Source organism: Geodermatophilus chilensis, assembly GCF_002802985.1.
Classification (GTDB): Bacteria; Actinomycetota; Actinomycetes; order Mycobacteriales; family Geodermatophilaceae; genus Geodermatophilus; species Geodermatophilus chilensis.
Genome location: NZ_NVPT01000092.1, coordinates 1 through 22,437 on the forward strand (window position 1 = coordinate 1; position 22,437 = coordinate 22,437).

At 73.3% G+C, this 22,437-nt stretch carries 28 protein-coding genes, 1 tRNA gene and 1 riboswitch; of the genes, 11 read left to right on the top strand and 18 right to left on the bottom strand.

The genetic code is table 11. From position 1 onward, the window contains the following. The first annotated feature begins 940 nt into the window (after nt 1-940). Complete coding sequence (locus CNO22_RS15990; protein ID WP_100500306.1) at nt 941-1,744, top strand: transposase family protein; 804 nt, start codon at nt 941-943, stop codon at nt 1,742-1,744. A 546-nt stretch (nt 1,745-2,290) separates the two neighbouring features. On the opposite strand, the gene CNO22_RS27765 is transcribed toward CNO22_RS15990, so the two are convergent. The 6 genes from CNO22_RS27765 to CNO22_RS16020 all read right to left on the bottom strand — a co-directional run bounded on the left by CNO22_RS27765 (nt 2,291) and on the right by CNO22_RS16020 (nt 8,008). Next, nucleotides 2,291-2,482 (bottom strand): hypothetical protein, encoded by a 192-nt coding sequence (locus CNO22_RS27765; RefSeq protein ID WP_157936965.1) that lies wholly within the window; start codon nt 2,480-2,482, stop codon nt 2,291-2,293. Next, nucleotides 2,479-4,083 (bottom strand): nitroreductase/quinone reductase family protein, encoded by a 1,605-nt coding sequence (locus CNO22_RS28405; RefSeq protein ID WP_198588378.1) that lies wholly within the window; start codon nt 4,081-4,083, stop codon nt 2,479-2,481. The genes CNO22_RS27765 and CNO22_RS28405 overlap by 4 nt, the downstream gene beginning before the upstream one ends. Beyond that, entirely contained in the window at nt 4,080-5,198 is a 1,119-nt protein-coding gene (gene tal / locus CNO22_RS16005; RefSeq protein WP_100500308.1) for a transaldolase, read from the bottom strand. The genes CNO22_RS28405 and tal overlap by 4 nt, the downstream gene beginning before the upstream one ends. Before the next feature lie 22 nt (nt 5,199-5,220). Then, nucleotides 5,221-5,784 (bottom strand): GTP cyclohydrolase I FolE, encoded by a 564-nt coding sequence (folE, locus tag CNO22_RS16010; protein WP_232807081.1) that lies wholly within the window; start codon nt 5,782-5,784, stop codon nt 5,221-5,223. Nucleotides 5,785-5,903: 119 nt separating this feature from the next. Continuing rightward, nucleotides 5,904-6,344 (bottom strand): DUF4383 domain-containing protein, encoded by a 441-nt coding sequence (locus CNO22_RS16015; protein WP_100500310.1) that lies wholly within the window; start codon nt 6,342-6,344, stop codon nt 5,904-5,906. 53 nt (nt 6,345-6,397) lie between these two features. After that, a complete protein-coding gene (locus CNO22_RS16020) occupies nt 6,398-8,008 on the bottom strand; it encodes an FAD-dependent oxidoreductase (RefSeq protein WP_232807082.1) in 1,611 nt (536 codons plus the stop codon). A 185-nt stretch (nt 8,009-8,193) separates the two neighbouring features. Here CNO22_RS16020 and CNO22_RS16025 point away from each other — a divergent pair, with 185 nt between their 5' ends. From CNO22_RS16025 to CNO22_RS16035, 3 genes are read left to right on the top strand one after another with little or no spacing between them, the layout of a single operon-like run. Then, nucleotides 8,194-8,424: a hypothetical protein gene (locus CNO22_RS16025; protein ID WP_100500312.1), complete on the top strand. Its 231-nt coding sequence runs from the start codon at nt 8,194-8,196 to the stop codon at nt 8,422-8,424. Beyond that, complete coding sequence (locus tag CNO22_RS16030) at nt 8,421-9,125, top strand: RNA polymerase sigma factor (protein ID WP_100500313.1); 705 nt, start codon at nt 8,421-8,423, stop codon at nt 9,123-9,125. Before CNO22_RS16025 ends, CNO22_RS16030 begins: the two co-directional genes overlap by 4 nt. Then, nucleotides 9,125-9,379: an anti-sigma factor gene (locus CNO22_RS16035; RefSeq protein ID WP_100500314.1), complete on the top strand. Its 255-nt coding sequence runs from the start codon at nt 9,125-9,127 to the stop codon at nt 9,377-9,379. Before CNO22_RS16030 ends, CNO22_RS16035 begins: the two co-directional genes overlap by 1 nt. A gap of 174 nt (nt 9,380-9,553) precedes the next feature. On the opposite strand, the gene CNO22_RS16040 is transcribed toward CNO22_RS16035, so the two are convergent. The 3 genes from CNO22_RS16040 to CNO22_RS16050 all read right to left on the bottom strand — a co-directional run bounded on the left by CNO22_RS16040 (nt 9,554) and on the right by CNO22_RS16050 (nt 11,469). Next, nucleotides 9,554-10,327: a CbtA family protein gene (locus CNO22_RS16040; RefSeq protein WP_100500315.1), complete on the bottom strand. Its 774-nt coding sequence runs from the start codon at nt 10,325-10,327 to the stop codon at nt 9,554-9,556. A gap of 11 nt (nt 10,328-10,338) precedes the next feature. Then, nucleotides 10,339-10,542, bottom strand: a complete 204-nt coding sequence (locus tag CNO22_RS16045; protein WP_100500316.1) for a CbtB-domain containing protein — start codon at nt 10,540-10,542, stop codon at nt 10,339-10,341. A 34-nt stretch (nt 10,543-10,576) separates the two neighbouring features. Further along, nucleotides 10,577-10,750, bottom strand: a riboswitch (cobalamin riboswitch). A gap of 32 nt (nt 10,751-10,782) precedes the next feature. Next, on the bottom strand, nt 10,783-11,469 hold the full coding sequence (locus CNO22_RS16050; protein WP_232807083.1) for a (2Fe-2S)-binding protein: 687 nt from the start codon (nt 11,467-11,469) through the stop codon (nt 10,783-10,785). 882 nt (nt 11,470-12,351) lie between these two features. Here CNO22_RS16050 and CNO22_RS28410 point away from each other — a divergent pair. Beyond that, nucleotides 12,352-12,747 (top strand): tyrosine-type recombinase/integrase, encoded by a 396-nt coding sequence (locus CNO22_RS28410; RefSeq protein WP_332870090.1) that lies wholly within the window; start codon nt 12,352-12,354, stop codon nt 12,745-12,747. Nucleotides 12,748-12,783: 36 nt separating this feature from the next. Here the strand turns inward: CNO22_RS28410 and CNO22_RS16065 are convergent. After that, nucleotides 12,784-12,856: transfer RNA gene (locus CNO22_RS16065), tRNA-Arg, on the bottom strand. A 97-nt stretch (nt 12,857-12,953) separates the two neighbouring features. Between CNO22_RS16065 and CNO22_RS16070 the strand changes: the two genes are divergently transcribed. The 4 genes from CNO22_RS16070 to CNO22_RS16090 all read left to right on the top strand — a co-directional run bounded on the left by CNO22_RS16070 (nt 12,954) and on the right by CNO22_RS16090 (nt 15,932). Then, complete coding sequence (locus tag CNO22_RS16070; RefSeq protein WP_100500318.1) at nt 12,954-13,334, top strand: RING finger protein; 381 nt, start codon at nt 12,954-12,956, stop codon at nt 13,332-13,334. A gap of 399 nt (nt 13,335-13,733) precedes the next feature. Continuing rightward, a complete protein-coding gene (locus CNO22_RS16080; RefSeq protein WP_232807084.1) occupies nt 13,734-14,627 on the top strand; it encodes an NAD-dependent protein deacetylase in 894 nt (297 codons plus the stop codon). Then, nucleotides 14,624-14,938: a biopolymer transporter Tol gene (locus tag CNO22_RS16085; protein WP_100500320.1), complete on the top strand. Its 315-nt coding sequence runs from the start codon at nt 14,624-14,626 to the stop codon at nt 14,936-14,938. The genes CNO22_RS16080 and CNO22_RS16085 overlap by 4 nt, the downstream gene beginning before the upstream one ends. A gap of 31 nt (nt 14,939-14,969) precedes the next feature. Next, a complete protein-coding gene (locus tag CNO22_RS16090; RefSeq protein ID WP_100500321.1) occupies nt 14,970-15,932 on the top strand; it encodes an MSMEG_6728 family protein in 963 nt (320 codons plus the stop codon). On the opposite strand, the gene CNO22_RS16095 is transcribed toward CNO22_RS16090, so the two are convergent. From CNO22_RS16095 to CNO22_RS16105, 3 genes are all read right to left on the bottom strand, one after another. Continuing rightward, on the bottom strand, nt 15,929-16,774 hold the full coding sequence (locus CNO22_RS16095; protein ID WP_232807085.1) for a phosphotransferase family protein: 846 nt from the start codon (nt 16,772-16,774) through the stop codon (nt 15,929-15,931). The two genes, CNO22_RS16090 and CNO22_RS16095, sit on opposite strands and share 4 nt — an antisense overlap. 74 nt (nt 16,775-16,848) lie before the next feature. Continuing rightward, nucleotides 16,849-17,268: a PaaI family thioesterase gene (locus tag CNO22_RS16100; protein WP_198588379.1), complete on the bottom strand. Its 420-nt coding sequence runs from the start codon at nt 17,266-17,268 to the stop codon at nt 16,849-16,851. Beyond that, a complete protein-coding gene (locus CNO22_RS16105; protein WP_100500323.1) occupies nt 17,265-17,627 on the bottom strand; it encodes a VOC family protein in 363 nt (120 codons plus the stop codon). The genes CNO22_RS16100 and CNO22_RS16105 overlap by 4 nt, the downstream gene beginning before the upstream one ends. A gap of 90 nt (nt 17,628-17,717) precedes the next feature. On the opposite strand from CNO22_RS16105, the gene CNO22_RS16110 reads away from it, so the two are divergent. Then, the gene (locus tag CNO22_RS16110) at nt 17,718-18,413 is read left to right on the top strand and encodes a YbaK/EbsC family protein (protein WP_100500324.1); all 696 of its coding nucleotides are present in this window, start codon (nt 17,718-17,720) and stop codon (nt 18,411-18,413) included. Nucleotide 18,414: 1 nt separating this feature from the next. Here CNO22_RS16110 and mscL read toward each other — a convergent pair whose 3' ends face one another. The 5 genes from mscL to CNO22_RS16135 all read right to left on the bottom strand — a co-directional run bounded on the left by mscL (nt 18,415) and on the right by CNO22_RS16135 (nt 21,413). Beyond that, nucleotides 18,415-18,882 (bottom strand): large conductance mechanosensitive channel protein MscL, encoded by a 468-nt coding sequence (mscL, locus tag CNO22_RS16115; RefSeq protein ID WP_198588380.1) that lies wholly within the window; start codon nt 18,880-18,882, stop codon nt 18,415-18,417. Beyond that, complete coding sequence (cpaB, locus tag CNO22_RS16120; RefSeq protein WP_100500326.1) at nt 18,879-19,526, bottom strand: Flp pilus assembly protein CpaB; 648 nt, start codon at nt 19,524-19,526, stop codon at nt 18,879-18,881. The genes mscL and cpaB overlap by 4 nt, the downstream gene beginning before the upstream one ends. 82 nt (nt 19,527-19,608) lie before the next feature. Continuing rightward, nucleotides 19,609-19,926, bottom strand: a complete 318-nt coding sequence (locus CNO22_RS16125) for an FmdB family zinc ribbon protein (protein ID WP_100500327.1) — start codon at nt 19,924-19,926, stop codon at nt 19,609-19,611. 358 nt (nt 19,927-20,284) lie between these two features. Continuing rightward, complete coding sequence (locus CNO22_RS16130) at nt 20,285-20,473, bottom strand: hypothetical protein (protein ID WP_100500328.1); 189 nt, start codon at nt 20,471-20,473, stop codon at nt 20,285-20,287. A 133-nt stretch (nt 20,474-20,606) separates the two neighbouring features. After that, nucleotides 20,607-21,413 carry a GAF and ANTAR domain-containing protein gene (locus CNO22_RS16135; protein ID WP_100500329.1) on the bottom strand — a complete coding sequence of 269 codons (807 nt, stop codon included), beginning with the start codon at nt 21,411-21,413 and terminating at the stop codon, nt 20,607-20,609. Between the two features lie 352 nt (nt 21,414-21,765). Between CNO22_RS16135 and CNO22_RS16140 the strand changes: the two genes are divergently transcribed. After that, entirely contained in the window at nt 21,766-22,215 is a 450-nt protein-coding gene (locus CNO22_RS16140; protein WP_100500330.1) for an ATP-binding protein, read from the top strand. The last annotated feature ends 222 nt before the right edge of the window (nt 22,216-22,437 follow it).

Sequence of the window (22,437 nt, forward strand, 5' to 3'; positions counted from 1 at the left end):
GCTCCTCGGCGGTCAGCCCACCACCGTCGGGATACCTCACGGCTTCGGCATAGCGCACACCGCGCCGCCCGTCAGCAGATCCGGAACCTCCGCCGTTAATGATCTTTAGATTAGCACCTGCCTACGAGAGCCATGCTCCCCACCACCGGGCGTTCAGGAGCGCAATATTTGATCTCCGTCATTCGGGACGCGACGTCTGTCAGGAGCCCCGGTTCCGTAGCGGCTCACTCGTAGAAGGACCGCACGGCCGTCATCCACCGCGAGACCGTGGTGTGATCCCGGAAGGTCTCTTCGCCATTTGTCTTCTGAACCGGCGCGTCGTGTGGGGTCCGGCGCCACGTCGCGAGGTGCGAGACCATGATTGCGCGCCAGTTGGCTGTCTGCACGGTCAGGACGGGTACCGCGCGACCCTCATCCCGTACGCCTCGATGGTGTTCGGGGACCGCTTGCGTCGCTCAGAAACTGCAACGAGGCCGTCCCTGCCGCGTGGAGCCGGTCCTCCGGATCGACGATCCCAGGCCGCTCCGTCACCCCATCGCTGAGGAGGGCTGTCGCCAGTCGGGTCCACGATCACGCACCGGACGCTACTGACCGGGTGTGACAGAAGATGTCAGTCGCGCCGATGGGGCGGCAGTGAACCACAGCGCCTGACACCCGGCGGGGGAGTACGCAACCGCTGGGTCGCGGCTGCAGGTGGTCATCCCGGACATGATTTCCGGCTAGAGCGCTGACCAGCAAAGCTCAATGCGACACCTGTACTGACCTGCGCGTATAGGTGTGGGAGGCCGTTGACAGTCAATGGCACATTGAGGTTTTCTCACCGCGTTTGACCGCTTGATCGGTGTCATCGCTGGTCGCGACTGGGGTTCACAAAGGGGGCGCGGGCTCTCGGGGCGAAGATCGTCTCGCCAAAGCCTCTCCTCTTCCCCGGGAGCCCGCTGTGTCTCATCGTGCCAGGCTGGATGTGTCCGCACCGGTATTGCGGGTGGTGACCGGCTGGATCGCCCGGCATCGCCGTCGCCCCGGTGCACGACCGGCGCAGCGGGCCGGCACGGTGCACACCCAGGTCGTCCTCGTCCTGCGCTGGCTGCGCCACCGGCTGGACCTGCGCACTCTGGCCGTCGAGGCCGGCATCAGCATCGCCACCGGCTACCGCTATCTGCACGAAGCGCTCGACGTAATCGCCGCACACGCCCCCGACCTCGGCGACGTCCTCGAGCGCGCCCGCGCCGCCAACCTGCCCTTCGTGTGCCTGGACGGCACCCTGGTGCCGACCGACCGGGTCGCCGCCCGCGCCGAGCGCGGCCATCACCTGTGGTACTCCGGCAAGCACCACGCCTTCGGCGGCAGCGTGCAGGTGCTCGCCGACTCGACCGGCTTTCCGCTGTGGGTCTCCGACGTCCGTCCCGGCTCCACCCACGACCTGACCGCCGCCCGCGAACTCGTCCTGCCCACGCTCTACCCGCACGCCGCGAGCGGGCTGCCGGTGCTGGCCGACAAGGGCTACACCGGCGCCGGCCTCGGCGTCCACGTCCCCATCCGCCACCATCCCGACGGGCCGCTGCACGTCGACAACCGCTGCTACAACCAGTTGATCACCGCGCTGCGTGCACCCGCCGAACGCGGAAACGCCTTGCTCGGCCGCTGGCGCGCCCTCGACCGCGTCACCGTCTGCCCCCAGCGCATCGGCACGATTGCTGCCGCCGCGCTCGTCCTGACCTCACTCGACCGCGGAACGAGGTGAGAAAACCTCATTGTTGGCGTTCTGCGGACTGTCTGCGGACTCTGTGCGGACTGGCTTGCCGAGCCTTGGGCATCCGTGCCGTGTATACCTCGGCGGTGTCCTCTTCCTGGTGGGCCGACGCCGTCGGCTTCGCCGCTAGCCCGCGTCGGTCCGGCGGAGTGGAATCTGACCCTCCACCACGACCGGAGATGCCCGGGCATCTGTGCCCGGATGGTGCCGCGCTGATCCGGACAAGCGTGGACCTGGCATCGGTCAGTCCGCTGACCGCGGCGCGACGGTGGCGAGAGTGCTCCTCCAGTTGTCCTCCAGGTTGCCGATGCAGACGCCGCGTGGCTGTCGCTCCCGATCTACTGCAGTACCGCGGAGGACGTATGGCGGGCTCTCTGGCTTGGGATGGCCCTCGCGGGAGCGACGCAAGGCCGCAATGAGGACCGGAGGGGAACTGCAGAACGGCCGGGAGCCTGGTGCGCAGGACGGGCCGAGCCGCTCGGGCCCGCGTTGGCTCGCCGCGGGCCGCCTGCACGCTGTCTCCAACTGGCTCGAGCGTCAGTGGTTCCCAGGTGCCGGCGCCTGTCCGGTCAGCTGCTGGGCCAGATAACCGCCACCACCACCGTTGTCGTCCGGCTCTCCGCAACCGGCCAGCCCCAGGCTCAGCAAGGCCACCGCGCCGGCCACCGAGGTGCGCAGCCGGACGGATGGACCTCGGCGAGGGACACGGATCGACAGGTTCTGGATCATGAGCGCCGTCCTCCTGGAGAAGTGCCATCGGTCGATGGCTGTGAGCGATGTGCGGTGGAATGCTGCGCTGTCGCACTGGGGGCAACAGCCGTCGTGACGTCGGAATGCGGAGACTTGGGAACGCTCGGGTGTTCCCCGCCGATGGGTCGCGATGTCCCGCCCCGCTCCTCGATCGTGGAGGCGTCGAGATCGACCCGTACGGTCAGGAGCTCGGTTCCCATCAGGCGGACGACGGCGGCGTTGAACGTGCGGCCGATGAGGCGTTGCCGCTGCCGGGGATCGTCGTCGGGCAGGAGGTGAGCGATGCCCGACCGCCATCTCCTACCGACCTTCACCCGCACCCGCGGATCGGCCTCGATGTTGCGCACATAGGCGGCGCTGCGACCGTGCTCGGCCACGATCCAGAAGGTGTCGCCGTCCGTTCCGTTCCCGACGGGGGTGCGGCGCGGCAGCCCGGACTTGCGGCCGGTCGTCTCCAGGAGGGCGTAGCCCCGTGGCGCGATGCCGCGGTCGAGAGCCGCACGCATCATCGGGTTGACGACGTGGCGGGCAAGTGCCGAGCTCAGCTTGCGCTTCCACTTCCACATCACCCGGCCGCCTGCCATGTCCGGACCGGTTGCGAGGGAGCTGTGATGGGGGAGTGGGCGTCGTATGGGGTCAGGATCCGGTCCAGGTTGACCAGTGCCCGCTCGAACGTGCGCTGCAGCCACCATCGGCCGCAGACCAGCAGGGCACGGTCCAGGAGGGACACGCACTCGGCCACCGCGGCCAGGGAGACCAGAGAGCCGCCGTCCTGGCCGGCAGCAATCTCCCAGCACCCGCCCGGTCGTGGCCGTCCCGATGTCGGCTCGCCCGGCGAGCCGGCCGGGCGCGCCGTCGGCCGGTGGTCGAGCCGACAGCACCCGGGTGCGGGCCTCTCGCGCGATGCCGAGGGGGCCCTTCAGCCGCACGCGGCCACCGACAGCTCGGTCGCGTTCGTCTGCGTCGAGTCCGCTGAGTTCGACGAACCGGTCATGCAGGAGCCAGTGGTTGTGCAGGTCCGCCAGGAAGTGGAACACCTCGGAGGGCGCCGCGGACAGGGCGCGCACCGCCACGACGTCATGAGCGCGAGGTCGCCTCCGCCTGGCGAGGACGGAGCCGACGACGAGGCCGTAGCTGACGTGGTCGGCGAGCTGGGGCAGGAGCGGAAGCCGGCGGACGCGCGGGAAGCGGCGCCCCACCAGCCCGAGATCCAGAGCGGCGATGGCGGCTCCTGCCAGCCCTCCGGCTGCCGCGGTGCGCCGGGCAGGGAGCGTGGCGGCCAGGACCAGCGCCCAGCCCAGTGACACGCTGCCGTGCACCAGGGCGGCGGCGGCCAGCAGCCGGCGACTGCGCGTCTCCTTCCTCAGGAGAAGGGTTCCGGCGGCGCGGGAGGCCTCCAGTGGGTCGGCGCCAGTACGCAGGGCGTGCAGGGTGGACGGAACGCCGCTGACGAGTGCGGCGACCGTTCCGGCAACCACCGCATCGGACATCGACCACGGCTGCGAGCCGGCAGGTACCTGGCGCTGCACCTCGTGAGGCCCCCGGTATCCGACCGGGACGGTGCGGTGCTTTTCGGTCATGCCGGTACCGCGCGGCCGAAGGCGCCGGACTTGGTCGCCAGGAGCTCGATCACTTGGTCGTAGGCGGCGGTGAACGCGGTCAGGCCGTCCCGCTCCAGGTCGTGCCCGACCTCGTCGAGGTCGATGCCCAGCTCCTGCAACCGCTCGACGGTCCGCTCGGCGAAGTCCACCCCCCCATCCACGGTGCGGGCGACGGTGCCGTGGTCGTCCACGGCCTCGAGGGTGGTCGGCGGCAGGGTGGTGACGGTGTCCGGACCGATCAGCTCGTCGACGTAGCGGGTGTCGGGGTCGAGGGGGTTCTTCGTCCCCGTCGATGCCCAGAGTGGACGCTGGAGTTGGGCGCCGCGGGCGGCGAGGGCGTCCCAGCGCTGACCGGAGAAGCGTCGGCGGAACAGCTGGTAGGCCAGCTTCGCTTGGGCGAGGGCCGCCTGACCGCGGATCGCCGTGGCCTCCTCGCCACCCAGTTCGCCGAGACGATGGTCGACGGCGGTGTCGACCCGGCTGAGGAAGAAGGAGGCCACGCTGCGCACGCCGGACAGGTCGGCCTGCGGGTCCCGCCGCGCCCGTTCCTCCAGGCCGCCCAGGTAGGCCTCGATGACCTGCTCGTAGCGCGCCAAGCCGAAGATCAGGGTGACGTTGACGTTGCGGCCGTCGGCGATCAGCTGCCGGATGGCCGCCACGCCGGCGGCGGTCGCCGGCACCTTGACGTGGAGGTTGCGCGCGTCGATCCGCTCGTGCAGGGCGCGAGCGGCGGCGACGGTCGCTGCCGTGTCATGGGCCAGCTGGGGGGCGATCTCCAGGGAGACGAAACCGTCCTCGCCGCCGCTGGCGTCGTGGACCGGCTTCAGGACTCCGAGCGCAGCCTCGACGTCGCTGACCGCCATGGCCCAGTAGGCCTCGTCCAAGTCGCCGGTCCGCACCAGCTCCGCGAGCTGGCTGTCGTAGCGTGAGGATCCGGCCACCGCCCGGGCGAAGGTGCTGGGGTTGGACGTCAGCCCACGGACCCCGCGCTCGACGAGCCGGCGCAGCTCCCCGTTGGTCAGTTGCTCGCGGGTGAGATCGTCGAGCCAGGGACTCTGTCGCTGCTCGGTGTGCAGACGGCGCAGGGGATTCATGGTGCTCCGTTCGGTGCGGTGTTCAGGGCTGGGTGTGCTGGCGAGCCGTGGCGAGGGAGAGGAACTCCTGCCGAGTCCGCGCGTCCTCACGCATCAGCCCCCGGAGGGCCGAGGTGGTCGTCCGCGCGCCGGTCGCACGAACGCCCCGCAGTGACATGCACGAGTGTTCGGCGTCCATGACCACTCCGACTCCACGCGGTTGGAGCGTGTCCTCCAGCTGGTCGGCGATCTGGGCGGTGAGGCGTTCCTGGACCTGCAGCCGCCGGGCGAACATCTCCACCACCCGGGCCAGCTTGGACAGCCCGACGATCCGATCGCCGGGCAGGTAGGCCACGTGGGCGCGGCCGGTGAAGGGCAGCAGGTGGTGCTGGCACAGGGAGGTGAAGGGGATGTCCCTGGCAAGGACCATCTCGTCGTAGGCCTCTTCGTTCGGAAAGGTCGTCATGGTGAACGGCGTCGGGCTGAGCAGCTCGATGTAGGCGGCGGCCACGCGACGCGGGGTGTCCAGCAGGTGGTCGGCGGCCGGGTCCTGCCCGAGCCCCACGAGCAGGTCGCCCACCGCCCGGGCCGCCGCCGTCGGGTCCACGCTCCCCGGGGTGGGCACCCCGGGGAGCCCCGTGGTCTGCTGGCGTGCTCCGTTCCCCGGGGCGGGCGGCGCGGCTCCGCTCCGCCCCTGCGACCACGGTGGGGCCGCGGCGGGGGCGGTCACGGGCGGGCGGCGGTGTGCTGCGCGTCGCCGCTCCTGGCCAGGACCAGTCCGGCGGCCACCATGCCGAGGCCCAGCCCCAGGTGCAGGAGGTTGTCCGCGGCGTTCACGGGCACGAAGTTGGCGGGACTGTCGTGGCCGATGAGGAAGCCGTAGACGGTGAGCGCGAGGTAGATGGCGCCCGCCCCGAGCAGGAACCCGCGGGCGGCGCCGGCGGTGCGTGCGGCGGCGAGTCCGGCGACGCCGAAGATCAGGTGGACCGCGTTGTGCAGGACGCTGATCTGGAAGAGGCCGAGCAGGTGCGCCTCCGACTGACGTCCGGCGAAGGACAGGTCGGAGAAGCCGCTGGTGATGCCGGGCACGAAGCCGAGCACGCCGACGAGCAGGAAGGCGGCGCCGGCAAGAAGGGCGACGACCTGGACGGGCTGGCGGTTCTTCATGGGGTCTCCTTGGGAGCGTTGTGGGATGAGCTGAGGTCGTTCGGTCTCGTCGTTCAGGGCCTGCCGGCCCCGTCGGCCCGGTGCCCGCCGGTTGCGGGCAGCTGCCGGGGTTCGAGGTTCTTCTTGGCCGGCCCGCGCAGGACCTGGCCGGTGGGGTCGAAGCGGGAGCCGTGGCACGCGCAGTCCCAGGCGGTGTCGGCGCCGTTCCACTCCACGAGGCAGCGGGCGTGGGTGCACACGGGTGACACGCCGTGGAGCCGGCCGTCCGGGTCCTTGTAGACCGCGACCTTCTCTCCCGCGACGTCGAGCACCCGTCCTTCTCCCGGGGCGAGCTCCTCGATGGGGGTGGGGTCGGCGGGGGTGAACCGATCGGCGACGAACTTGCGCACGAAGCCCATCCCTTCGGCCAAGAAGCCGCCACGGCTGGGCGCACCCGTCGTGCCGGACCTGGGAGCGACGTGCGTGGACACCTCCGCCAGCGGGACGCCGGCGTCGGCGAGCCGGTCGGAGTCGACCCGCGCCCGCGAGCGGATCAGTCGCTCGATGTCGTCGCCCACGTCCCAGACGTTGACGTTCATCCCCGCGAGCACTCGGCTCTCGTGCAGCCAGAAGGCGAGGAACTGCCCCGTGCCGGGATCGCCCCGGAAGACGACCCGGTCCCAGTCGACGGCGCGGCCGCGGTACTCCATGCCGGACTCGTACTGGTCGGAGAAGAAGTACGGCAGCGTGTCGTAGGGGACGCCACGGTCGAGCATGCTGCGGGCCGCGGCCGTGCCGTGGTCACGGGCGGTGCCCCAGTGTTCGACGCGGACGTGTTCCCCGTAGAAGGGGTGGTGGGCGCGGGCGATGTCGCCCGCGGCGAACACCCGGGGGTGGCTCGTGCGCAGCAGGTCGTCCACGACGACGCCGTCGTCGACGGTCAGCCCGGCCCGCTCTGCCAGCTCGGTACGGGGCCGGACGCCGATGCCCACGACGACCGCGTCGGCGGCGATGCTGCGACCGTCGGTGGTGATGACCCGTTCGACCCGGCCCGAGCCCTCGAAGCCGGCGAGCCCGGTGCCCAGGAGCATGTCGACCCCCTGGTCGGCGTGCAGACGGGCGTAGAACCCGCCGACCTCGGGACCCAGGACCCGCGCCAGCGGAACCGGCATCGGGTCGAGCACGGTCACCTGGAGGCCCTGCTCGCGCGCCGACGCGGCGACCTCGGCGCCGATCCAGCCCGCGCCCACGACGACGAGCCGTCCCCCGGGTGCGAGGCTCTCGCGCAGCGCGTCGGCGTCGGCGAGGTCGCGGAGGTAGTGGATGCCCTCGAGGTCGCCGCCGGGTACCTGCAGACGTCTAGGGGATGCGCCGGTGGCCAGGAGCAGTCGGTCGAAGCGCAGCTTTTCCCCCGTCTCGAGCACCACCTCCGACGAGGGCAGGTCCAGTGCCGTGACCCGCGCGCCGGTACGCACCTCGATGTAGGAGTCGGCGTAGAAGGCGGCGTCGTGGACGTAGATCTGGCTGCGCGGGGTCTCGCCCGTGAGGTAGCCCTTTGAGAGCGGCGGTCGCTCGTAAGGAAGTTCTGGTTCCTCGCCGAGAAGGACGATCCGCCCCTCGAAGCCCTCGGTACGCAGGGTTCTTGCTGCGCTCGCGCCGGCCAGACCGGCTCCGATGATGATCATGCTGCTGGGCGTCGTCATCCCGATGCCTTCCGCCGTCGTGCTGCCGGTCCTCCGGCCTGCTTGCCTGGTTAGTGACGGCGGTGGGCCGGGTTCTTACCTCGGCCCGGAGGTTTCTTCTCGGGCAGCTGTGGCGGGAACTGACCGCGGTGGGTAAGACCCGTAGGCCGGGGTGACACTCATGAGGTATGCAGACAGGCAGTTCCGGGACCCAGGCGGACCCGCGCGGCGAGGAGGTGGTCGCGTGGCGCCGACGTCAGCTGCTCAGCGCCGGCTTCCCGCCGGGCCTCGCCGGTGCGCTCGCGGAGGCGTCCTCGTTCGACCTGCACGCCCTTCTCCAGCTCGTGGAGCGGGGCTGCCCCCCGGTCCTGGCGGCCCGCATCCTCGCTCCCGCCGACGGTGAAGGAGGCAGCCGATGAGCCAGCCGGGCAATAGCGGGGACGTCTGCGAGCGCACGACCGTCGGCGCTGCGGCGAAACCTCATTTCGGAACCGGCGTCGACGATTCCGAGGAATGGCTGTCCTCTCTGCGTGCCGCTGGAGCGGAGCGCGAGGCGGTGATCGGCCGGCTGCACGAGCTGCTGCTGCGTGCGGCCCGCTTCGAGGCCGCCCGGCGCGGGCCCACGCTGACCGGAGTCGGCGGCAAGGAACTCGACGACCTCACGGTGCAGGCCGCCGACGACGCACTGGTCGCCGTTCTCGCCCGGCTCGACACCTTCCGTGGGGCCAGCCGATTCACCACCTGGGCCTACAAGTTCGCCATCTACCAGACGTCGGTCAAGCTGCGCCGACGGGCGTGGCAGGACCGTGAGGTCTCCCTGGAACCCGAATCCTGGGCCGCCGTCCCGGACGGCGGTTCGAGTCCGCCGCAGGAAGCCGAGCATGCGGAGCTCCTCTCCGGGGTCCGCCACGGCATCGCGTCAGCGCTCACGCCGCACCAGCGTCGCGTTCTGGTCGCGTTGGCGCTCAACGGCGTGCCCATCGACGTCCTCGCCAACCGGCTCGGTACGACCCGCGGCGCGCTGTACAAGACCCTGCACGACGCCCGCCGCAAACTGCGCATCCACCTCGCCGATCAGGGCCTCGGCTCCGGCTCCACCCTCGCCCCCGAGGAGGCGTGATGAACGACCACCAGCTCTCCCCGGTGCTGCGCCGCCTGCTCGGCCCCGGCCGGCCGGAAGTGACCTGCGACGTCTGCTTCGACGAACTGGACCGCTACGTCGAGCTCGAGCTCGCCGGAGCCGACGCCGAAGCCGCCGTGCCCGGTATGCGCGCCCATCTGCAGGGCTGCCCGGCCTGCTCCGAGGAGCACCAGAGCCTCGCCGCTCTTCTCGTCGGAGACGGTCCCGACCGTGGGAGCACCGACCAGGCGTAGACCGGGGATCTGCCGATGCATCCCTGACGCCCACGCCTTCGTGGGCCATGGAGGGCGCCGGCTTCAGGGCCGCCGGTGCAGGTCGGGAGACGCCGACGCTCGGCTACCCGGCAGTCCAATCCGGTTTCTCTCGTCACGCCGAACAGGCAGCCGCCCAGCCGAGTAGCGCACCGCTCAGCGCTTCGCGACGGAGCTGCCGGTGAGGCGGTCGATCAACCAGCCGCCGACCAGGCCCAGCGCGGCCCAGAGCACGACGAGTTGGCCGAGTGAAGCGAGTCGGAAGTTCCAGACGAGGGTGGCTGGGACATCCGAGCCGATGGTGTCGGGGTTGTCGGGAATCAGAACGAAGACGACGACCAGGAGTACGGCGGTCGCCGCCACCGCTGCGATGGCCGATGCCGCCTGCCCCACCTCGCGGCTGCGCAGGTAGCTGACCAGGGCCGATACCAGCATTGCGGAAATGAGGCCGCACAGCAGGACGGCGCCGTAGATCGCCGTCCGTGTGCCGACGGTCGCCGGGTCTCCGACGGCCGGCGGGTTGGCGGGGATCTTCAGGGCCGGCAGCAGCGCGAAGATCCCGAAGCCCACCGCGGCGAGCAGAACGACGCGGGGAAAATCGGTGCGGCCCGGCAGGCGATGGCGGATCAGCGCGTACACGGCCGCGAAGACGACGGCGACCACGACGCCGGCGAGGAGGGTGCCCACGAAACCCCCGAGGAGCTGTTCGCCGCGGCTGAACAGCTCCTCGGCAGGCTCGTGGCCCGCGCCGTCGGCGGCCGCGCGGGCCTCCTCGAGTGCGAGCGCCGGCGCGATCGCGCGCTCGGTGACCAGCAGGGAGAAGACGCCGGCCAGCGCGCCGGCGACGGCGCCGGCCAGCACCAGGCGGCCGAACAGCTGCCCGAACCGGGGCGGCTGCGCAATGGCGGGTCGGTAGAGGGTCTCGGCCATGCCGACGGTCCTCAGTGGCAGGGCATGCCCAGCGAGTGCCGGGCGTCGTGGAAGAACTCGTGGGCGGTGTCCCCGAACTGGGACAGAACGGCGCCGTTGTCCTGGGCGATCAGGTAGAGGGCGAAGAGCGCCAGCAGTGCCAGGGCCCATGCCCAGGCGGGCACTGCGACCCGGACCTGGGACGTCGACGACGGTGCGTGCGGGAAGGAGGTCATGCGGAGGAGCCCTTTCTTCCATGCCTCGTGGAATGTCGTGGTACGCGCCGCAGTCGGTCTCCTGACTCCCGGATCACCGCTCGCCCCGACCTTCCCGGTCGCCGGCATGGCCACCAGTGGTGTCGTGGGGTCCGCTCCCCGGTCACAGTGGCGAGGACCGTGCCGGTATCGCACCGGCTTCCCGAACACTGCGGCGCGAGGGACGCTACACGTGGGGGCGGCACGAACCCAGAGGGCCCATCAGCGCCGTTCGCCGAGGACACAGTCACCGCAGGTTCTCGCCCCGGGCAGCCTGTAGAGGAGGCAGCAGGAGCGCCGCACGTACGAGCCGTCGTCCCGCCGGTGGCCGGCCTCGGCGAACGGCCCGGAGAGCAGCTCGTCGAGCACTTCGCCGGCTCGTGAGGTGAGTCCGGGACGGGCAGTGGCAGCCATCCGCAGCGCGCCGGCGACTGCTGAGGTCACGTTGCCGTCGAGCACCTGCCGGGAGATCGGAATGGAGGCGCGCAGTGCGAGGGTGAGAGGCTCCACGGCGGGGGTCAGCCAGAAGCGATGAAACGCCGGAACGAGCTCCGCGGGGCTGCCGACCACAGCTGCCGAACTGGGCAGGAGTGCCAGCGGGAGCGGGTTGGCGCCGGCAAGGCGGACGTACACATGCTCGACGGGCGCCACGGGGAGCAGACCGTGGAGCAGCGCTGCGCCCAGCAGTGGCGACACCAGTCGGGCCACCAGCCCGAGGTGGGTGAGCGAGGCGACCACGGCCGGCTCGGGGGCCGGACGCCCCGGCCCGGCGGCGAGCACGGCACGGACCTCGGCGGCCCGGCGGCGGAGCACCTCACCATCTGCGTTCAAGGCCGCCCAGGAAGTCCATCCCTGCCCGAGTCGCTCGTCGACACGGAAGAAGGGACCGAGCGCGGCGGCGGCCGCCAACGCATCCTCCCCTCTCGGCTTGCCGTGGGGGATCGCTGTCACGCGGCCAGCATGCAGACGGCGCGGCGTCTCGGCTGAGCGCTGCCCGTGGTGACGCTTCCCGCGCCTTCCAGTCGCTCCGACGTCGGTCAGTGATCAAGCCTTCCGGACGTGCGTTGCGGAAAGTGTGCGGTTCATCGCAGCCCCGCTCGTGCATTCGCTCACCGGATCTCCTTCGCTGGCAGCACCGAGCTGGCTCATCGGGGAGTCTTGCTCAATGAGGGCGGTGGCGTCGTCATTGCGGTCCCTGGCGCAGCAGAGCCCAGCCGGTCTCTACCGCGGCCACAACGGCGGTCCCGAAGACCAGGTGAGCGAGGAAGCCGCGCACATGGGTGACGCGTGGGTAGTCGAGGTGGGTAGTCGAGGTTGGGTGCCGAGAACCCGAAGGCCGGGGTCATCAGCTCGTCAGCCAGGAGACTCATGGCCGTTCCGGTCAGCAGACCCGCCGGGAGCGGGGCCAGCTGAGTGCGTCGGCGCAGCAGCGGATAGAGCGGCGCCCACTGCAGAGCGAGGCCATAGTGGAAGACGAGGGCCAGCTGACTGAGGCGCTTCTCGTCGAGGTTGAAGCCGGCCAGGCGGGACAGCTTTTCGGCTCCGATCCGGTAGGGCTTCCCGGGGCGAGCCGCGTCCTCTCGGGCCCGGGCAGCTTCGGATTCCCACTGGTAGAGCCGCATGCTGACCGGCTCCATGGCCCGAGTGCCCACGTAGCCGGCTACTGAATGACAGCGCCAGGTCGGTCAGAGTGCGGCTGAGCTTCATGGCACTCTCCTCGAGTCGGTAGGGCTGCAGGCCCGGTTCCGCCGGCGCCGCACAATCACCAGGGCGCCAAGGCCAACCAGGGCGATGGCGGCCCGTACCACGGTTCCTGCGGGACGACCTGGCCATGGTGCTGGCGGACAAGGGGCCGGACGACCTGGTCTTCCCGTCACAGGCCGGGACGCCGCTGCGGGTGCAGAACTTCCGCCGGAGCCACTTCGACCGAGCCGCCGCTGCCGCCGGCCTCGAGGGCCTGGTGCCCACGAGCTGCGCCACACGGCCGCATCGCTCGCCATCGCCTCCGGCGCCTCCATCAAGGGCGTGCAGTCGATGCTCGGGCACGCCTCTGCCGCGATGACGCTGGACCGGTACGGCCACCTGTTCGGCGACGAGCTGGACGCCGTCGCGGACCGCATGGACGCGGCTCGTGCGGACTGGATGCGGACTGAGGCCCGGTCGGCGCCCGTCCGGCGCCTGAACTGAGGCGCCGGACAGGCCGCTGGCCTGCAGGTACGCCAGTGCCCCCGGCAGGATTCGAACCTGCGACACACGGTTTAGGAAACCGATGCTCTATCCCCTGAGCTACGGGGGCTCGTCGGCGCGGGGCCGACCGGGGCGTACCCGTCGAGGTTAGCGGGCGGGGCGGCAGACCCCGTCCGGGGCGCTCTGCGGTGGCTACCGTCGTCCCCGTGGTCGTCCTGCTCCTCGAGCTGGTGGTGCTGCTCGCGCTCGTCGGCCTGCTGCTCTACGCCCTGGGCGTCTGGTCCGCCCGTCCGGCCGTCCCGCCGGGGGCGGACCGGCAGCGGCTGTCCGGGCGACAGCAGGCCCGGCTCGCCGACGCCGTGGCCCGGGCGCGCTGGACGCCCGCGCACGACGAGGTGGACGGCGAGACGCGGGTGCTGCTGCGGCGCGCGTACCCCGGCCCCGACGGGCTGCCGGTCGTGCTCGAGGAGCGCGTCTACACGACCTTCCCGGCGAGCGACCCGGCGTGGGAGTCGCGCTTCACCGAGGCCATGTCCGGCGCCCGGTTCCGGTGCTCGTACCTGAACGCGGAGGAGTCCGCGGGCTGACCGGCCGAACCGGCCGCCTCCTCGACGAGCCGCACGATGGTCCGCGGCCGGTCCGACTGCGGCGCGTGCCCCGCCCACAGCAGCGGGACGAAGCGGGACCCCGGGACGAGCGGCAGGTACCGCACGGTCTGCCCGGAGGCGACCCAGTCGGCCACGCCCTGCACGAGGGTGATCGGGCAGTCGATGCGGTCCAGACCCCGGGGCACGTCGAGCAGCAGCCCCCACAGCAGGGTGCGCAAGAAGTCGCGGGAGTCGGCGAACCCCTCGCGGGCTCCGGTGGCCTCCTCGCGCCCAAGGGGCTGCGCCGGGTGTACGAGGAGCTGCTCAGCCGGCTGGACCGCGAGGTCGCCACCTCCTGAGGTCGCGGCACGGGTGGCCGGCGAGGGGCACCATGGCGGCGTGACCGCCGTCCCCACCGCCGACCCCGTCGCCGCCGACCGGCCCGCCGTCGGCCCGGCTGCCACAGACCCCGGCACCCTCGAGGCCCTCGCCGGGCTCGTGGGGGACGGCGAGGTCGTCGTGCTCTCCGGAGCCGGCCTCTCCACCGACTCGGGCATCCCCGACTACCGCGGCGTGACCGGCTCGCTGCGCCGGCACACGCCCATGACGTACCAGACGTTCCTGCGCGACCCGCGCGGCCGGCACCGCTACTGGGCGCGCAGCTTCGTCGGCTGGCCGCAGATCCGCGAGGCCCGGCCCAACGCCGGGCACGTCGCGGTCGCCGACCTGCAGCGGGCTGGGCTCGTGGCCGGGATGGTCACGCAGAACGTCGACGGGCTGCACCAGGCCGCCGGCGCCCGGGACGTCGTCGAGCTGCACGGTGGGCTGGACCGGACGATCTGCCTGTCCTGCGGGGACGTCGCCGACCGCGGCGAGCTCCACGAGCGGCTGCGCGCGGCCAACCCGCACTTCGGGCCGCACGTCGACGAGGTCAACCCCGACGGCGACGCCGAGCTGCCCGACGAGCTGCTCGACGGGTTCGTCATGGTCGACTGCCGGGCCTGCGGGCGCGGCCCGCTCAAGCCCGACGTCGTCTTCTTCGGCGAGACGGTGCCGCGCGACCGGGTGGACATCTGCTTCGCGATGGTCGAGCAGGCCGGCTCCCTGCTGGTGCTCGGCTCCTCGCTGACCGTCATGAGCGGCTACCGGTTCGTGCTGCGCGCCGAGAAGCTCGGCATCCCCGTCGGGCTGGTCAACCTCGGTCCGACCCGCGGCGACGCGAAGGTCGACGTCCGGGTGGACGCCCCACTCGGGTCGGTGCTGCCCGACCTGGTCCGCCGCGTCACTGCGTGACGCGCGAGGTCGACCGCACCGAGGACGGCCGCTGGCTGGTCGTCGACGGCCGGCGCTGGCGGGCGGCCGACCCCGCGCTGCCCGACGACGTCCGCGCCCGGCTGCTGCACCACCTCGGGGTGGCGCGCTCGGCGGTGCGGTCGGCCCGCCGCACGGGGGACGACGCCGCGCTGGCCGCCGCCCGGCCCGCTGCAGGGTCCCGCCGCGAGCTTGCGAGCGGTGGGGGGCAGGGGGCCCTTCCTCAGGACGACGACGCGCGCCGGGCCCGCTGGGAGTCCGCCCTCGCGGCCCTGGACGGCCCGGGCGGTTGACGCTGCGCCGGGACGGGCAGGAACGCCGTCGATGCAGACCTTCCTCCCCGTCGCCGACTTCGAGGAGAGCGCCCGGCTCCTGGACTCGCCGCGCCTGGGCAAGCAGCGCGTGGAGACCCTCCAGGTGCTGCGGGCACTGGAGCTGCCCGACTACGGCTGGACGTCGCACCCGATGGTCCGGATGTGGCGCGGCCGCACGCCGGCGCTGGTGGCCTACGGGCTGGCGATGGTCCGGGTGTGGCGCGAGCGCGGGTTCGCCGACACCACCCACACGCTGATCGCCGAGTTCGCCCCCGAGGTGGTCGGCGTCCCGCAGGAGGAGCTGGCCCGGGCCGGGATGCTGCCCTCCTGGGTGGGCGACGAGGCGCTGCACCTGTCCCACCGGTCGAACCTGCTGGCCAAGGAGCCGGACTTCTACCGGCCGCTGTTCGGCCCGCTCTTCGGCGCCGAGCCCGAGGACCTGCCCTACGTGTGGCCCGAGCCCGACGACGTCCCGCCGGCTCCGGAGCCCGAGGGCACCCGGGTGTGGGTGGTCCGTCCCCGCGCGCACAACGAGCTCGGCGCCTGCCTGGCCGCGGGCGTGGTCGGGCTGGGCACCCAGTCGGGCATCGACGTCGACGCCACCGGGCTGTCGCCGGTCGAGCTGCGCGCCCTGTCCAAGGAGATCTCCGGACGCCGCCCGGCCAAGGACCTGCGCCAGCTCTCGGCCTTCCTTGACGAGGTCCGCCCCGGCGACCCGGTGGCGCTGCCGATCGAGCACGGTGCCGGGCTGCTCGTGGGCGAGGTGCTGGGGGACTACCTGTTCGAGGGGCGCGAGCTGCTGCCGCACCGCCGCCCGGCCCGCTGGGACAGGGTCGTGCCGCGCGCCGCGGCCCGCCCGCCGGCCACGCTGCAGGACCCGCGCGCGCTGTTCTCCGTCGTGATCGACCCCGACGTCCTGCCCCCGGCGCTGGCCGGCACCACCTACCGCGAGCCGGCGCTGCCGCTGGCCTAGAAAAGGACCCCCCTGCCCTCCACCGCTCGCGAGCTCGCGGTGGGACCCTGCAGGGGGGCCGCCCGGCGCTCGGAGTGGCCGACTGCGAGGACGGTCCTCCACGCGGTGGCGTGCAGCCGGCGCAGCTCCAGCCACGGCGCCAGCTCCGCGTCGGAGGGGCCGCCGATCGCGTCCAGCGCGGCCCGGCCGTCGAGCCGGGAGGTGCTGCGCAGGCAGGCGAGGTCCCAGGCGCGCGGGCCGGCGCAGGTGTCCTCGAGGTCGGTCCACCGCCAGCCGTCGGGGGTGGCCAGGAGGTTGCCCGGGTGGGCGTCGCCGTGCAGCGGCACCACCTCGCCGGCCAGCCGCGGGCGCAGCTCGGCCAGCCGGTCGCCGAGGCGGTCCAGCTGTGCGGGAGCGGCGCCCCACGCCCCACCCAGCGAGACGAAGCGGGCGAGGTCGTCGAGCGGGGTGTCCAGGGGCGCGCCGTCCACCGGGAGCGCGACGAGGTGGCCGTGCAGCTCGGCCAGCGCGGCGGCCGCCGCACCCGACGACGGCGCCGAGGGCAGCACCTCGACGTGCCGCCAGAAGGAGAGCTCGAGGCCCGCGTACCGGTGCGGCCCCGGCGGCAGCAGGTCACTGGGCGGGACGACGGGCGCGCCCGCCGCCGCGAGGGCACCGGCGACGGCGACCTCGCGGGCGAACGAGCGCAGCGGGAGGGTGCGCAGCAACGGCGTCAGGGTCGCCACCCGCGCGACGACCGGCGCCGGCGCCAGGTGGACGACGACGTTGACGCCGTCCTGCAGCACCCGGGGCTCGCTCGAGCGGACGCCGTGCTCGGCCGCCACCGCCCGGGCGGCGCACACTGCCCGCGCCGCGCGGCCCCCCTGCAGGATCCCGCCGCGAGCTTGTGAGTGGCGGGGGGCAGGGGGGTCCTTCATCACGCGCCGGGCCGGCGCACGTTCTGCAGCCGCACCTGCCCGCGCGCGACCAGCTTGCCGTCGTCGGCCCGGGTGAGCTGGACCTGCCAGAGCTGCTGGGTGCGGCCCTGCTGCACGGGTTCGGCGACGACCTGCAGCCGCCCCTCGGTCATCGAGCGGATGAAGTCGGTGTTGTTGTTGACCCCGACGGCGAACTGCCCGTCGTCGGCCACCGCCACGCTCGCGCCGATGCTGGCCGCGGACTCGATGACGGCGCAGTAGAGCCCACCGTGGACGACTCCCCACGGGGTGTGCTGCTCGGGCCCCACCTCGACGGTCCCGGTGACACGGGTGCCGCTGACCTCGCCGACGTCGAAGGCGGTGGCAGCGACGAACGGGCTGGCCGACACGCGGTCGACGGCGGGCAGGTCGGCGCTCACGAGGCGTCCCACACGAGGCAGAAGGGGTGGCCCACCGGGTCGGCGTAGACGCGGAAGTCGCCGCCACCGCCGGGCAGCGTGCGCGCGCCGAGCGCGAGCGCCCTGGGCTCGGCCTCCTCGATGTCGGCCACCCGGACGTCGAGGTGGAACTGCTGCGGACGCTGCGGGTCCGGCCAGTCCGGCGGCCGCAGGTCCGGCGCCTGCTGGAACGCCAGCCGGTACCCCTGGCCGGTGACGACGACCCAGTCGTCGCCCGGGGAGCCCTTGCTGACCTCCATCCCCAGCAGGTCGGCGTAGAAGGTCGCGAGCGCGTACGCGTCCGGCGCGTCGATGACGACGGAGTGCAACTGGCCGATCATGGGCTCATCCTGCGGGCCGGGACAGTGCCGGACCAGCGGTGATCCGGCCGCCCGCCGCGACGATCCGGCCAGCGGGGCAGGATCGTCGGCGTGGACCCCTGGACCGCCCCCCGGCTCGGATCGCTGACCTGGACCCCCGCCGCCGAGCGGCCCGAACTGCTCGCCGCCCCGGTGGCCGCGGCGCTGGGCGGGCTGGCCGCCCCCGCCTGGGTCGCCGAGATCGATGCCGAGCTCGCCGACACCGCCGCCTTCACCGAGGCCTACGGCGTCCCGCTGGAGGTCTCGGCGAACTGCGTGGTCGTCGCCGCCCGCCGCGCCGGGCAGACCGAGCTGGCGGCGTGCCTCGTGCCGGCGACCACCCGCGCCGACGTCAACGGCCTGGTGCGCCGTCACCTCGGCGCCCGAAAGGTCTCCTTCGCGCCGCAGGACGTCGCCGTGGCCGAGAGCGGCATGGAGTACGGGGGCATCACGCCGCTCGGGCTGCCGCCGTCCTGGCCGGTGCTGGTGGACCCCGCCGTCGCGGCCGCCGACCTCGTGGTCGTCGGGTCGGGCACCCGCGGCAGCAAGCTCGCCGTGCCGGGCGCCGTGCTGGCCGCGCTGCCGGCGGCCGAGGTCCTCGAGGGGCTCGGCCGTCCCCAGGTGGAGGCACCGCGACCGGCGCCGGCCGCGCCCGCCGATCGGGCGCCCGACGACCGGGACGTCGGCTGGGGCGAGCGCCCCGAGGAGCTGTCGGCCGCCGACCGGCGCTACCTCGAGGACCGCCCACCGCACTGGAGCAGCGACTGAGTCACCGCCGCCCGGGCAGCGACTGAGAGGACCCCGTCCTCCCCACCCCTCGCACGCTCGGGGCGGTCCCCTGGACGGGGCCGATCTGCTGGGCGCGCAGCAGGTCACGGATCTCGGCGAGCAGCTCGACCTGGGTCGGCTGCGCCGGGCCGGGCTCCTCGCCCCGGGCCCGCCGCTCGACGAGCGCCTTCATCGGCAGCACGACCAGGAGGTAGATGACCGCCGCGGTCAGCACGAAGGTGACCAGCTGGCTGACGAACGCGCCCCAGGTGAACACCTGCCCGTCCACCGCGAAGGCGCCGCCGAGCTCACCGCCGCCGCCGACGAGGTTGACCAGCGGGGTCAGGAACGACTCGGCGAACTGGTCGACGACGGCGGTGAACGCCGCGCCGATCACGACCGCGACGGCGAGCTCGACGACGTTGCCGCGCAGCAGGAAGTCCTTGAAGCCCTTGAGCACGGGCGTCATCCACCCACACGCGGCGCGACCGGTCCAGCACCCGCCGTCGAGCGTGGCGGGAGGCTGAGGGTCAGCGTCGCGGTGGTGGCCGCGGCGGCGAGCCGAGCCGCGGTGTCGGCGTCGACGGCGAGCAGCAGCAGGCCGTCGTCCTCCGGCCCGGGGGTGGCCAGGACCGGCGCCCCGGCGGCGACCACCTCGGCGCGCGCGGCGCCCGGCGGCGTGGCCAGGACGTCGACCCGGTCGCCGGGCTGCACGAGTGCGCTGACCGCGAGGTCGGCGGGGCGGACCGGCGCGGCGACCTGCCCGGGACCGAGCCGGTCGGTCAGCCCGGCGCCGACGAAGCCGGCGTCGGTGAGCGGCTCGCCGGACCGGACGCCGCCGGCGAGCACCTGTCCCTCGGCCGCGGCCGGGTCCTCGACCGTGCCGGCGGGACGCAGGTCGGGTGGGTAGTGCGCGACGGCGACGTCCTCGGCGGTCAGGACGGCGCCGGACGCGAGGTCGGCCGCGGCGACGACGACCGGGACCGTGGCCGGGGCCCGGGCCGGTGCCGGTGCGGGGCGGAGGGCCAGGACGAGCGCGGTCGTGGCGAGCAGCGCGGCGGCCACCTGACGGGCGGTGTGCAGCGGCCGGCGCGGGCGGTGGAGGCGGACCATGCGCCCACGCTGGCCGCCCGCCGCCGGCGGCGGAACGGCGGACGCCGGGTTGTGGAGCCGGCGTCCGCCTGTGGACCGCGGGTCAGCCGGCGGCGGCGCTGCTGGAGGAGGAGCCGGAGCTGCTCGACGAGGAGGAGCCCGAGGACGACGAGGTCGACGCGGCAGGGGCGGCGTCCTTCTTGCCGTTGGACGAGCCGGACTCGGTGGACGAGGAGGTGGACCGGCTGTCGGTGCGGTAGAAGCCCGAGCCCTTGAAGACGACGCCGACCGAGCCGTAGACCTTGCGCACCGGGCTGCTGCACTCGGGGCACTCGCCCACCGGGGCGTCGGTGAAGCTCTGCACCACCTCGAACTGGTGCTTCCCGTCGGGGTTGGTGCAGGCGTACTGGTACGTGGGCACGGTGGTGGTACTCCTCGTCGGACGGGCCGGGCTGGCACTCTCGCCTGGCGACTGCCAATGATGCGCGTCTCGGCGGCGTCCGTCCACGAGGTGTCGGCGAGTGTGGGCGTCCGCGTCCCGCGAGGGAGCCGATGCGGTGGCAGGCGAGGGTGACGGTGCGGGGCCGAGGGTCGGCGTTGCGCGGTCGGCCGCGGCGCCGGGCTGCTCGTGGGGGCCGGCGGGCACTGGTCTCCGCGGACGTGAACGATCAGGAGGGTCCGGAGGCAACCGTCGGGCTGGACGACCTGCCGGATCCGGATGGCGATCTCGTGCAGCTCGCGCCCCGGGGTCCTGGTCAGCGGGTCGACGGCGGCAGCCGCTACTCGCGGACGACCCACACCTCGGCCGGTCCCTCAGCGGTGTCCTGCACCTGCACGGGCTCGAACCGCTGGTAGACACCGAACCACCGGGGCCCGTCGTAGACCAGCACCGAGGACGTCAGCAACTCGGCGGGGACCTCGTCGACCTCGCCGTGACGCGGGCCGCCCCAGTGGAAGACCAGTGGCACGGACCGACCGTAGTCGAGGCCGGGACGGCGGCGCCCCCGGACGCCAGTGGGACGACGGGGCGGCCCCGCCGCCCCGTCGGTTGGAGCGGCGAGGCCTGACCGCCCGAGCCCCCCGGGGGGCGCCGGCGGCTGCTCAGGAGTGGCGTGGGACATCCGGTCCCGGGCGATCCGGAGTGGGCCTGGGCCGGGGCCGGTTGCTGTTCCCGCGCGGTGCCACGACGGGGAGTTCCCCGGTGCGCACGAGCTCCTCGGCGATGTCGCGCACCTTCCGGTTGGCGTTCATCGACGTCTCGGCCAGCAGCTGGAAGGCCTGGTCGGGCGTGAGGCGGAAGCGCTCGATGAGGACGCCCTTCGCCTGGTCGATCACCGCCCGGGACTCGAGCGCGGCCTGCAGGTTGTCAGCCGTGCTGCGAGCGCTCTGGTAGGCGTGCAGGTTCCCGGCCGCCACCGCGGCGTACGGGCCGAAGCGGACGGCACCCGCCCGGGCGTCCTCGTCGAAGGCGTCGGCCCGGCGGGCGTAGAGGTTCAGCGCGCCGGAGACCTGCTCGTCGGTGTCGATGGCCAGCGGAACGGAGAGGGAGCTGAGGGCGCCGCGCTCGGCCGCTCGGGGCATGTAGTCCGGCCACCGGCTGTCGGTGCGGGTGTCGGCGATCTCGGTCAGCTCACCGGTGCGGGCCGCGTGCAGGCAGGGGCCGTGGCCGCGGTCGTACTGCGTCTCGTCGAGGTCGACGGCGAGTTGGCCGGTGGAGACCACGGTGGTGGGGGCGTCCCTGACCAGCAGGGACACCGACGCCTCGGGGTTGCCGGGCATCACCGTCTTGGCCAGGTCGGCCACGGCCTGTAGCAGGCCCTCCATCGTCAGTTCCCGCAGGGACAGCCGGCCCAGGCGCTCGAGGGCCTCGGCGGCGTTGGCGGGTTGCGGGTTCTGGCTGCTGGCCACGGCATGGCCTCCGGTCTGATGCACCGGGGCGGGTGACCTCGGCCGCGGACTCCGGTCTGGAGTTCCGTGCTGGCTCGGTACGCCGCTGCTGGACGTACGGTCGGCGTCGGGTCATCTCCGCACCTGCCCGGAGCGTACGCGCGTCGACCCGGTCGCCATCCCCCCGTGAGCGCGTACCGTCTGTCACAGGTGTCCCGGCTCGGACCACCGCGGGGAACGGCGAAGGCGCCGGATCCCCGACGAGGACGAGGGCCTGTGTCCAACCAGCGGCGCAGGTCGTGGAGGTCGGCCGATGAGCGCGTCACCGTGGGTACACCGCGCGCCCCCGACCAGGGACACGGACTCCTCCAGCTTGGGGCGGTGGCACCCGGCGGCGCTGGCGGAGCTCACCGTCTCCCGTCACCAGCTGAGCGTCGCGCTGCACGACGGCGCCCGGCCGGCCGCCACCGACGAGGGCGCGGTGGAGCGGCTGCTGCTGGCATTCGAGGAGCTGGCGTCGAACGGGCTGCGGCACGGCAGTCCACCGATCGAGGTGGCGGTCACCCGAATCGGCCGGTACTGGCTGCTGGAGGTCAGCGACGCCGCTGCCGACCGTCCGCCGGCGCCGGCGGCCGACCGCGACCCCGCTCTCGGTGGCCTCGGACTGTCCCTCGTCGCGACGATCGGCGCCGACCACGGCTGGACGGTGGAGGGCGACCGGAAGGTGGTGTGGGCCAGCATCGACTACACCCGCGCCGAATCCGACGCACCCACCGGCCCGCGGCCGCGAGGCGTGAGCACGGGGCGCAGCCCGACGCGCTGACAGGCTGGCGCGGCCCGGCGGCCCGGCGGCCCGGCGGCCCGGCGGCCCGGCGGTGCGGCGGTGCGGAACGGCGGAGGGCCGGCCCCTGGGCGCCGGTCGGGGCGCGGAGAGGCCGCGCGCCCTACCCGGCGCGTGAGGGAGGACACGACGACTCTTCCCTCACGTGAGGGTTAGGTTGTGTGTGCCCGTGACGCTCCCGCGCGCCGTGGCGACCGCCGGGCG